This is a genomic window from Alloscardovia venturai (genome assembly GCF_042676605.1).
In the GTDB taxonomy this organism is placed as follows: Bacteria; Actinomycetota; Actinomycetes; order Actinomycetales; family Bifidobacteriaceae; genus Alloscardovia; species Alloscardovia venturai.
Map to the genome: position 1 here is coordinate 25,898 of NZ_JBHTHQ010000025.1, position 10,673 is coordinate 36,570.

Annotated in this window: 9 protein-coding genes; 2 read left to right on the plus strand and 7 right to left on the minus strand. The window is 44.9% G+C overall.

Translation table 11 applies throughout. The features are described 5' to 3' along the window. Positions 1 to 8: 8 nt before the first annotated feature. Together ACFQY8_RS07760 and ACFQY8_RS07765 are read left to right on the plus strand one after the other, a co-directional pair. Positions 9 to 1,136 carry a hypothetical protein gene (locus ACFQY8_RS07760; protein ID WP_377939393.1) on the plus strand — a complete coding sequence of 376 codons (1,128 nt, stop codon included), beginning with the start codon at positions 9 to 11 and terminating at the stop codon, positions 1,134 to 1,136. Beyond that, on the plus strand, positions 1,136 to 2,104 hold the full coding sequence (locus ACFQY8_RS07765; RefSeq protein WP_377939394.1) for a hypothetical protein: 969 nt from the start codon (positions 1,136 to 1,138) through the stop codon (positions 2,102 to 2,104). Before ACFQY8_RS07760 ends, ACFQY8_RS07765 begins: the two co-directional genes overlap by 1 nt. Positions 2,105 to 2,369: 265 nt before the next feature. On the opposite strand, the gene mobF is transcribed toward ACFQY8_RS07765, so the two are convergent. The 7 genes from mobF to ACFQY8_RS07800 all read right to left on the minus strand — a co-directional run. Next, positions 2,370 to 7,259: a MobF family relaxase gene (mobF, locus tag ACFQY8_RS07770; RefSeq protein ID WP_377939395.1), complete on the minus strand. Its 4,890-nt coding sequence runs from the start codon at positions 7,257 to 7,259 to the stop codon at positions 2,370 to 2,372. Positions 7,260 to 7,298: 39 nt separating this feature from the next. Continuing rightward, on the minus strand, positions 7,299 to 7,679 hold the full coding sequence (locus tag ACFQY8_RS07775) for a hypothetical protein (RefSeq protein ID WP_377939397.1): 381 nt from the start codon (positions 7,677 to 7,679) through the stop codon (positions 7,299 to 7,301). Positions 7,680 to 7,723: 44 nt separating this feature from the next. Further along, entirely contained in the window at positions 7,724 to 8,077 is a 354-nt protein-coding gene (locus tag ACFQY8_RS07780; RefSeq protein WP_377939398.1) for a hypothetical protein, read from the minus strand. Between the two features lie 30 nt (positions 8,078 to 8,107). Continuing rightward, entirely contained in the window at positions 8,108 to 8,716 is a 609-nt protein-coding gene (locus ACFQY8_RS07785; protein ID WP_377939400.1) for a hypothetical protein, read from the minus strand. A gap of 755 nt (positions 8,717 to 9,471) precedes the next feature. Beyond that, positions 9,472 to 10,020, minus strand: coding sequence for a DUF6036 family nucleotidyltransferase (locus ACFQY8_RS07790; protein WP_377939401.1), 549 nt, complete (start codon positions 10,018 to 10,020; stop codon positions 9,472 to 9,474). After that, entirely contained in the window at positions 9,995 to 10,300 is a 306-nt protein-coding gene (locus tag ACFQY8_RS07795; protein ID WP_009994584.1) for a hypothetical protein, read from the minus strand. Before ACFQY8_RS07795 ends, ACFQY8_RS07790 begins: the two co-directional genes overlap by 26 nt. Positions 10,301 to 10,359: 59 nt before the next feature. Then, the coding region (locus tag ACFQY8_RS07800) for a hypothetical protein (protein ID WP_377939403.1) at positions 10,360 to 10,673 on the minus strand (314 nt) is incomplete at its 5' end.

Here is a 10,673-nt window from a genome sequence, read left to right on the forward strand (position 1 = left end):
GACAACCCATGAGTGACACCGCACTAAATAATCTTTCAAAAGGAATAGATACAGTTGATTACTCGACTTTACTGTTGGACCCACAGAATCCTCGTCTTCCAGAAGATTTTACTAGAACGATCAAGAAAAATAATGACAAAGAACATTCGCAAGAAGAACTACTAAAACACTTATACGAAACGGGGCGTTTAGATGAGATAGCCCGTAGCTATCTTCAAAATGGCTTTTTTAAATCAGAACCTCTTATTGCTCTTAAAGATGGAATTGTTATTGAGGGCAATAGGCGTTTAGCAGCATTAAAATTTTTGTTGCATGATGACACAGCTATCAGTGCAGGCCTTGACGAATATGAAACAGATGAGCCAATCACTGAAGAACAAAAAAATAGGTTACTGAATATTCCGGTAATTTTTGTGGATTCTCGTGAAGAGGTATCTGCGTATTTGGGATATCGACATATTAATGGTCTGAAGGAATGGGAACCGGCATCGAAGGCGCGCTATATTTATGGCCGTGTGCAGCATTATGCTCAGAAAAATACCGCTACTGCTTTTTCAAAGGTAGGAAGGGAGACAGGAGGTAATGCACGTGGCGTACGGAATAGTTATATACAGTATTCTCTTCTGCGATTAGCACGAGATGAGAATGGGCTATATGATCTAGCAACGCAGGTTCTTCGCGAACGTTTTGGTGTATGGCAACGAGTAACCAGTGGTAAGGTTTATGAGTATATAAACTTTGATGATTCTGCTCAATCTCTTGATGATATTAATAGTGCTTTACAGAAGGTAGATTTCGATAAGTTTGAGAGTCTATTACACGACTTATGTAGTTCAAGTCGAAATCAAAAACCACTCTTACCAGATAGCCGTAAAGCTTCTGTGTATGGGGATATTTTATCAAATCCAGAAGCGCTAAAAGTTTTACGCGATACAGGTGACTTCGAAACAGCAGAGTACATTGCTAAAGGTAGCCCTGTAAATTCCATGCTTAACCGTGTGCAATCGATGTTGTACACAGTACAAAATCAGATAGTCGGTGATGTAAAAACTGATAATCAGACACGTGTCCTGATAGAGCAGATTAACAAGTCTGTGATTATGATTAAAGCAGTCATCAATCAAGGGGAGAATTAATGTCTTTCGATGATTTTCTCTATAATTTTCCTGCTGATAAATGTCAAAGTATTTATGGTGCGAGTATGAGTGTATCAGCACTTGCTGATTGGGTAGAATTTGCCTCTCTTCGTGGATATAAGAAACCATTAAACTCTTTAATTGATGCAGCTATTGATAGCGGATTCCCCAATGAAATAGAAGAAAGCATGGTTGAAAATGGTAGGCCTGCGTCTAGTGAAAATACGTATGCCCTTATTGACCAGCATCTTTCTTCACGTATCGAATATTTAGGTGATGCTTACCCCTTTTATCGTGATAATTTTAATCAGCTCGTTCTTCGGGATGACATCGAAAAACAGAATAATCCGTATTTAGTTTTGCTTCTTGTAAGTTTGCTACAGGGGTGGAAAAGAACCCAAACACAACCTAGAGTAACCGGAATTTTTGAAATTTTAGTTGCAGGAGCATTTGATAAACTCGATTTTACCTCTGCTGTCATCGGAACTGGAGAAAATGGTGGCTTTGCTAGTCACCTCAAAGCTGCTAGTCAAAAACTAGGGATACCGCTCAGCACGCTGAACGGAACGTACAGTGTTAAGGCAAAAGACGAGGGTGTCGATGTTCTTTCAGGTAGACTTTGGCATGATGATAGGCGAGGAGAACAGCTTATCCTTATTCAAGCAGCGTGTGGGAAAGAAGATTCTACTCCTTCATGGGAAGATAAGCTCAATAAGGTAGCTAATCGACGTGACCAGTGGCGTCAAATGCTTACTGAAATAACTATGCCTATAGCTGCTTTAGCTGTTCCTTATCATATGACTGACGATTCTATTAATCGTACATTAGGCAGGAGTGCTGGAGAGAAATTCTTCGTAGATAGACTCAGACTTACGCATGCTTTAGGTACTACTATTCCGTCAGATTTAATGAAAGAAGTCAACAAGATTTGGAAAATGGGGGACTGCTTTCTAAAGATAGCCAAGTAAAGATCAGGGCTGTCTGGCATAAGCAAACCTAAAAAATATTTTCTGCAATTTTTCTTCCTGTATGGAATTTTCACCCCGAATTTCAGACTAGAAAGGCGAACCTCGCTCGGCGCGAGGAAGAGACGTCATAGAGTAGATATTCGTGTGCCACCCCAAATAGAGATGGCCACACGAGGACTCAAACGGCCCTAATCACTTTTCATCCTATCGTATTATGAGAGAAAAATATACAATTACCAGGTAGCGATACATGGTTTTGTCTTTTTTACTCTGCAGTATTGATTTGATTCTGTGCTTGCTGTTGTTGTATGCGCATCATGTTTTCTACTTCCTGTTGCTGTTGGGCTGCTTGTTGTTGGGCGAGCTGTTGCGTGATAGCTTGACGCGTGTATGTGTCTGCTTCTTGACGTGTGGACAGGGGTAGTTTGTCGATGACATTCTGGTTAATTTCGTGTTGAACATCAACTGCTGTAGATTGAGTGAGGTTATCGCTCATGGCTACGTCAACTATGGCTTGCCATAACGGGGTAGCATCTTGGACAATCTCTGTGACAGTTTTTCTCTCAGAAGCGTTCTGCTGGTTAACCACGCGTGCTGCAGCTTTTTCTTGAGGGGTAAGACTGGTAAAAACGTTCCTGAAGAACTCCTTATCTTTGTTTTTGTCGCCTGTAGCAACCAAGATTATATTCTTGCTTTGTTCTCCTGTAAGCTTGGTGAGTTGGTGTGCATGCTCAGAGCTATAGTTGCCGTCTGCAGGAGCGAGAGCTGGCATGTGTTGGCCGAAGCGTAAACCTTTCGTGGCTTGCTGCACCTCAAGCGGGGAGGAGGCAAGCAGAATCGTCGGGTCCTTCTGTTTGAGTTCTTTTGCGATTTTCTTGTTGACCCCGTAGAACTGCTGGTCTCGTGTGAAAACATCAGTTGTGCGAGGAAGAATCTCTTCACACGTTGCAGGGTTCATGCCAGTAAACGCGACGATATCCCCATTGCTGTTGCGCACGGGCGTTACGATTGCGTGGGTGAATGTGGGCTTCCATGACCCGTCCTCATTTTTTACTGCCAGCCCTGCTTGTGCGAAATCGTCAAGACTATACCCGGTATTGTGCGACCAGATTTTTAATGTTGCCTCGTTGACGGGAGGAATGTAAGCGATAAGACTTGAGCGTAGACCGTATTCTTTCGCATACTTGTCTCTATATGTATTATCGCTCTTGCGCCAGGTAGTCATCATGGTCTCATTGAGTCGAATAATCCTGTTATACGTTTCTGCATCCACCATGTGCTCAGCAGGAGGTTCTGGTGTGGCTCCTGTTTGAGGGATGATCGAGTATTCGGTCGGCACAAAACGTGGAGTATTGTTCGGATTTTTGAAATTGTATATCATGCTTTCCAAATTGTGTTTCCACGCGGCTCTTCCTGGATTGACTCGTGCTTTCACTTTCTCACCGAGTGGACTGAACGGGTGAGTGATATCGTTTCCTGCGCGATAAATGAGGATGCGGCGAATAATATCCACGTACGCGTCATATTCTTTCGACCCAGCTTGTGGGACGGGACGTTTCCCAAGAATATTTTTCTGCCAGGCGCGCGGCCGTGTGACTGCGCGCTGAATCTCCTGATCGAGCGCACTGTTGAGCATAGTTCGAGCTTGACCGAGCATGTTCAGCCATGCGTCGGTATCATCGGACGGGTATTGTGGCGTGTAATCGGTTAAATGCCCTGTATCTCCAAGAACGCTTGTACCACGGTAGGCAGCGTTAAACTCGTTAAGTTTACGCGTAATCACATTGACCGGGTCTGTTGGATTAACCGTGTCAAAGAGGATATCACTAATACTGGTGTTAATATCTGCAGACCCGTGTATGCGGTCGGTGAGTATCTGGTTGGCAATCTTTGGGTCAAGAGCGTACGCTTTTTGATACGCGTCAAGCAGCTGGTTAATTGACGGGTCACTCATAATTTGTTCCACGTAATGCCCATCATGCTTACGGGAGAGGATTTCGTGTACGTCGTGGGCAACGATAATGTTTTGCACATACTGGTAGTCACTGACCAGAGTATTTATAGCGTGAGCGGATTGATGGTACTGTTTTTTCATGGTGTGCGCGAAACGGCCAAGCTTACCTGTGATAGCGTGCTGCAGGAACGCGTCCGCACGTTCAACATCTGTGGGCAGTAGGTCGTTTTCGGTGTAGTACTTGTCAGGGTCAGGATTTTTACCGTATCCACTCCATAAGTGTTTGCCTTGAGCAATGTGGTCTTTTTGCTTGGCTCTGCTCCATTCAAGTTTTTCTCCAGGACTCAGATTGTCATTAAAACCAAGGTAGACTTCGTTAGACTGTCTTCCACGAGTCATACCAACGTACAGGAAACTGTTATTGATGACTGAGTCTTCGGTTACATACATGTAGCTGGTGTCTACAGTTTTTCCTTGAGAGCGGTGCACTGTTAGTGCGTACCCGCCTCCAACGCTAGTAGCAGCATACTCGAAGGGAATATTGACGGTAATAGTGGGGTCGTTTACGCTCACCGCATGAATAGTTTTTGTTTCTTGACTAATAGCGGTGATGGTCCACAGGTCACCGTTTTGGACGCGTTGATTATTGCTTGCTCGGATAGCGTTATCATTCTCGCGCGTACAAATCGTGTCACCGACACCATATTGATTGCCGTCAGCGAAAGTAAACCGAGACCTCGTATCGCCCCTCGCGTCCAGGAGCCCAGCTGCGTGGAGTTGCTGACTTATCTGTTTGTTGAGCTCGGCGACGCTATCATTATCCGGCGCAATAATAAGAGTTGTTTTACCTTCCTTTTTATCCTGGATAGCGCGGACGGTAATCTGACTCATCATGTTTTCACGTGTGCCTTGGTGGATGCTGTCGCGTTTGCGTAGTTCTTTGACAGCGACATAACTACCATTGGCGTCCTTTTTCATGACGCGTAAATGGTCAGCGACCTGATTATAGGTTTTATCAACGAAGCGGAATGCTTCCTTGAGCTCAGCGAACATGCCCTGGCTGACAAGTTCAAACAAGGTACCGTCCCCGGTGCCGACGGATGCAAGCTGGTAATGGTCACCCACAGCAATAACACGACAGTTTTTCGCGATTGCTTCGCTCATGAGCCTATCAAAGCTTAGAGTATCGGTCATGCCTGCCTCGTCCACGATTAAAGTCGAGTTTTCTTTAATGGTGGTTTGGTCAATCCTGGCTTGTACCTCGATGAGTTCACGTTCTAACGCTTCGGCTTGTGGCTTTGACACGTCGGAGGATTGCAGAGCGTTCAGGATTCTATCTTTCTTTCTCGCGTACGCGTGGGTGTCGAGTTCTGTGATAATCTGGCTGATGTTTGCGGTACTAATATCGAGTGAGGTTGCGACTTCTTGCGCAGCGTTCGCTGATTGCGCGGTACCGATAACGTGACCTGAGCCTTGTTCGTGATCGATGACATATTTCAGGGCGCGTAGTGTTGTTGTTTTGCCTGTTCCTGCGGGGCCGATGATACCGAACATGACATGCGTGGTGGTAGCGGCCTGGATAACTGCTGCACGCTGGTCGGCGGAGAGAGGGAATTTTTGCGTCTTGTCATATTCATCGAGCAGAGCTTGTACTGTGTCTGTGGTACAGATTGCCTCTTTTTCTTGGCTCATGATGTTTAAGAGGTTGTCTTCTGCCTGCCATAATCTACGGCTAACGTATTTGTGTCCGCCTTGTTTCGCGTCGAGTGTAGAAGTGAGGTTACCGAATAGGTCACGGGTGGCGATGCGTGGATCATTCTTGAGTTTGTCAGGTATTTGGTAGCGCATCTCGTCTAACTGGACGAGTTCGTCTTTGACCTGGCTGGCAAGAAGATTGGCCGTGTGGTTGCGTTGTTCGGGGATGGTAAAACGTACCGAACGCAGTAGGTCGTTCGCGACTGCGCGAATTGTTCCCTCGGTAATAATAGTCTTGTTCCGGTTTGCGATATTGCCAGCTTGTTGAAGAAGCTGTGTATTTGTAGCAGTGGCCGGGTCAAGTTGTGTCTCCGTGTCTGTAATGAGGCGATGTTTGATAACATCCATGAGCAGGTTGTTGAGCTCACCGTCCTTGAGTGCGTGAATGTTAATGATGGTTTGCTCATTGCTTGTATCAATACTGGTGATATCACTCTTGCTGATGGCGAGCTTGTCGAGGACTTCTTGCGTGACTTCGGCAGCGTAGTCAAGACTTCTTGTCTCATTAGTTTTTACTTTGCGCGTGTTATAGAATGCGCGATCTTTGATATCTTGTTTCTCGCTCTCGTTTGGTTCGCGCCCGTGCTGTTGACGGAAACGTTCGACCATGTATTCTTGCGCATCGCTGATTTGACGTGCTCTACTTGAGAGTGCTCTGATAAGGTCGGGTGGAAAGTTTTTAATCTCTCGCGTGTATCCTTTACCGCTGACTGATGGTGTTTCTGCAAGAGAAATACCGAGCATGGTGTAGAGGTTATCCTCGAAGTAACCATCATGCGCATGCTGGATTGCCTGCTTCTGGCCAAGCAGATGACGAGCGTCAAGCATAGTGAGTTTGCCGTCACTTTTACGGCGCACAATACTTGTCACGGTGACGTGTGTATGCAGGTGGGGTTCACCTTCACGATTCGTAAAATGCGTATACGAGCCTGCGGCAAAACCTGTCGCATCCACAACGGCTGCGCCGGCGTGACCTTGCCGTGTTTTTGCTGCAGTCTTTTCTGCATCTGCTACTGCTTGGGCTACTGCTTCGTAGTGTGCTTTATCGATAATGTGACGCGTATTCTCGTCGGCAAGCGCATACAAGATGCTCACACTTTTGGGTACCGTGAATGTCATGTCTACGCCTTGCAGTGTTGCTTTACTGTTTGGTTTTCTCGGGTCTGCAGTGTGGATGCTCATGTTCTTGATGAGGAGTTTTTTGCTGTCTGGGTGACGGAAGTTATCAAACCATGCATTAAACTCTTCACGCTCGATCATGTCTCCACTAGTGCGGTTGATGATATCGAGTGCGGAGCCGAGGTAGCGTCCTACCGGGTTGCTCTGGTGGGTGTAGTAGGCAGTCATGCCAGGGTGGGCGCGTGCGAATTCGAATTCCGCATCGCTAATACTATCTTCAAAATAGCTGGAGTATCCGTGACGGATAAGTTTGAGACTCATACCCATAATGTCATGCCTGCCTTGTTTCTTGATTAGTGTTCTTACTTAGAGGTTGTTCGACGGTTCGCCGACTGTCTGATTGTCCGATGGTTCAGACTCACCGTGTGGTGACTCGGCCATTGGTTGGAGTGGAGTTGGCGTGTTTTTCTCTAGCTCATTAACAGTGTTAGCTGCTTGTGTGCCTACACGTTTGAGTAGTGATGCCAGATTAGTGATGCCATTATTCTCCAGTGTGGTTACTGTAATATCTGGCTGCTCTTTCAGCTGGCGGTATGCTTTCTCATACTCGATAGCTGCTTTCACAATACGCTGTTCGATAGAAGTAAGAGTGCGCTTATTCTTTTTAAGATCGTTGAGCTGATTCTCTAGCTCTTTGACCTGTGCTTGGTATTGTGCAAGACGTTCTTCAAGACTTAATGTAGCCATAATATTTTTTCTCCTTATATGTGTGAGGGAAGTAGAATGTGTAGTTAGTCGAAACGGCCAAACAATGGTCGAATCTGGTAGACGAGATCCATAACGATAGGTCCTAGTTCGTCTCCTTTCTGCCATCCGCCCTCGCCGTCGTACTGGTATGTTCCATCGTTAATCATTTCGAGGAACCATAAACTGTCCTTTAATAGGGCAAGATTTTTGAGGTATTGTTCACGCAGTGGAAGATAGTTGTCGAGTGCGTTCTTGGCGCGCTGCATGAAACGGGTATACTGATCTTCACAATCTTGTGAGCAGAATAGTTGATTGAGCATGGTTGTGTCACGGATGAGGTATGGTCTGAAACAGAACATGCATTTGCGGGGGAATGGTTGAACCATAAATGGGCCCATAGTGGTTTATCCTTTCTATAATTTTTTTGGTTAGTCGGACCAGTCGATGTGATCAATGTCGAAATCTTCATCGTCCCAGTCCACACTCTTAATGTCATACAAGTCGGCAGGGATTGTGTTGTCTGTCTGCTGGTCTTGCAGGTCAGGGTCTTTGTCTTTGACGACTCGTCCGATGATCTCCGGGTCGATAGGGATAGGTTCACGCTTGAGGGTGATGCCTGGTCGTTGACCGTGGAGGATGGGCCACCAATTGATCGGGGATTCGTCCATTTGCTTATGCCAATGCTGTGCGAATGGGTTGTCTTCGTTGAGGGTAAGGTACCCGTCTGCGCTCATTCCCGGAATAATATAAATCATCGAGTCATAAAGTTTCTTGTATGAGTCGATAGCAGCATCTTTCTCTTCAATGATTTCTTTTAATGAGCGTTGCGCGCTTAATGCTTTGTTGTATTTATCGAGTAGCTCCGTGTAAGCATGATCAAGAGGTTGCCATCGTCTTATCTCTTGTGTCTGTTCATTAAAACGTTTACGACAGTTTGCACTGCAGAACTTTTGATGAACATTCTGAGGTCTACTAACCGTGAATTCTTTATCACACCTCAGACATGTTTTCGTGTAAGGAATAAATTCGTCAGCCACGATGCGACCTCACCTGTGTGCGCTTAACCAGCAAGGGTTGCACATGATCATTCCAATAAGCCGTACGCTCAGTTTCGCTCATGGTATCTTTGATAGCATCGTAAATATTCATCTCTGTGTCTAAACGAATACCTGCAACATAACATGGTTGGGTGCAATACTGTTGACCCATATGTGCGCTATCAAAGACCCAGAAAGAATCCAAACAGTAGACACACATTTTCTCGAACGGGTGCATACTCATCCCCGTTTTCGATGCTGTTCTTCTTCTCGTATAAGCCATAAAAGTTCTTCCTTTCTTGCAATTTTTAAGAATTCTTCTACCTAATATGAGCAGAAGTTGAAACCGTTTTTATATAAAAAAATCGCTTTAGGTGTCCATGACGTCAAAAACTGGTGTGAGGTATTGAAAACATTGGGCTTTGCCCAATAATTCACCCGAAGGGTGCATGAGTCCGCTGGAAATCTCAAATCAAGTATTTTTATGTTTCTAAAGAAAAACTTAAGGATAGTTTAAGAGAAAAATGGGTTAAAGATGTGTGGTTAGTTTATGAAAAATTCTTCTAAGAATTTTTCAAAAAGAGAAGAAAAATTTTTGAAGAACCCTAGAACCGTTTTATGAAAACAGTGCCACGGAAAATCACGCGCACAGGAAACCACAGAGCCAAGCAAAACACGAGCAAAAATTTTATAGGGATAAAAGAAAATTGCCTCGACTTGTTTACTAAGTCGAGGCAAAATAAGATTTTTGTTTTTTACAGTTCGTCGAGTTCATTCATGTGCTGTGTCATGTAGTTGGCAAGCCAGTTCATGCCATAGGCTTCTTCAAAGGATTCGAGCAAGAGTGATAAGTCTGTATGGAATCCGTAACTGTGGAGAGTGTCTTGTGTTTGTTTTACTGATGTGAGTTTGAGCCTGCGAATAATTTCAGCGCTATCGTGCTTATCTCTTTCTCTACCACTTTCCAGTTTCATACCAAGGATATAATCAAGCGGCGGTATGAGCACAGTGAGATGAGAGAATTGAAAAACAGGAGTGCAAATTTTGCGCGGTGGGATGCGGTTCATGTTCGCAACAGAATTATTAAGCCATAACTCGTCTGGCTCGTTCGCGTTATATTTCTCACCGACCTGCTGGATTATGTTTCTGATTTTTTCGTTTTCTGTATAGAAGGCGTCAACGTCTTGCGTGCCTCGAAGATTGTAATATTCAAGAACGAAACCACCAGCACAAATAATTTCGAGTGTGATATTTTCGTTCGCAAGAGTGTTATTGAGTTCAGCGAACAGTGGTGTCTTGTCCATAACGTCCTTCTTTGAAAAGTTGCAGAATATTTTTTGGTTGTGCTTTACGATTCGCTTGGAGCACGTGCTCTCTTGTGTGTGTGCCGTCAGTGAGTGCGTCTTGCAATGTTATTTTTTGGAAAGGAGTCAGCACGGTGCTGTTGAGTAACCGTGTGACATCATCACTGGTGAGTTTCGTGCCATTGTCTTGAATAACTTTGTACAGGTAGCGGAACCATAAATCCCCATCGCGTTCGCTATTCTTACTTGCTTGAATCATATACTCGTACCACGTGTGCATGTGTCGTCTCCCTCTGTGTGTTACCTGATTCTTATTCTAATCGGACAACACACAAACTTTTAATATGCCAGGCAGAGGCATAAGCCGGTTTCTTTATCGAAGCTGAAAGTGGCGCCACCGTCTTCAACTTCAGAACAATTCTGGGCAAGCAGTTCAATGTCGATACTTTGATACAAGAGCGTGTAGGGAAGCTCACTATGCTGGGCAAGTTTGGGAGTTATCCACGTCTCAGAAAAATCTTCAAACCATTCTTCGACCGTGCAGATGGTGAAGCATTCTATTTCGTCTATGGTGTGGTACTGGTCGAACCATTTTTTGAATTGTGGATATTCTTCGAGTATGTTTTCGATGTCGCTACCGTCGTACCATGTGC